This window comes from Sporolactobacillus shoreicorticis, assembly GCF_024125445.1.
Lineage (GTDB): Bacteria > Bacillota > Bacilli > Bacillales > Sporolactobacillaceae > Sporolactobacillus > Sporolactobacillus shoreicorticis.
The window spans coordinates 1-631 of record NZ_JAMXWM010000095.1 but is presented as its reverse complement, the minus strand read 5'-3'; the positions used below and the strand labels follow the sequence as shown (position 1 = coordinate 631).

General features: G+C 43.4%; 2 protein-coding genes. Both read left to right on the top strand.

Going from position 1 to position 631, the window contains the following annotated elements; all coding sequences use genetic code 11:
• Positions 1 to 83: 83 nt before the first annotated feature.
• On the top strand, positions 84 to 224 hold the full coding sequence (locus NIE88_RS22135) for a hypothetical protein (RefSeq protein ID WP_253065718.1): 141 nt from the start codon (positions 84 to 86) through the stop codon (positions 222 to 224).
• A gap of 4 nt (positions 225 to 228) precedes the next feature.
• On the top strand, positions 229 to 631 hold a 403-nt coding region (locus NIE88_RS22130; protein WP_253065717.1), incomplete at its 3' end, for a DUF4373 domain-containing protein.

The window sequence follows — 631 nt, the reverse complement described above, 5'->3', positions numbered from 1 at the left end:
GTAATGGCTGGAAGAAAATGGGGTCGCGTTTTTCTACCTCATCATAAATCGCAAACGCTTGCGAGATTGGGAGAGTGAGCGAAATGAATACAGATAAGCTGAATACTGACTCCATGGATCTTTTAGAGATTGCACTTAGGAATGCTCCGGACACGAAGACGCATGAGGAAATTGTTAAAATTGCTCGATCGTTTAAAGAGAACTTAGAGAAAATTTGGGTGTGAAATTATGAAGGATGCTTATTATTTCAGCCATGACAGCAATGCCCGATATGACCCGAAGATCCTTGCGATGCGTGCGGTATTTGGTATGGAAGGCTACGGACGTTATTGGTGCCTGATTGAAATACTCCGTGATGAAGACGGATATAAGCTGGAAAAGACCAAGCACCTTTACGATGCGTTAGCAATGCAAATGCAATGCGAACGCAATGCGGCAAAAGAATTCGTAGATGCATGCATTAATGAGTTCGGATTGCTGCATGAAGACGACAATTTTATATGGTCGGAATCACTCATTAGCCGCATGGAAAACAAGGATAAAAAGTCAGAAAAGGCACGTAAAGCGGCACAGAAGCGTTGGCAGAAATCCAGTAATGACGCGGGTTCAATGCATATGCAAAGCGATAGCG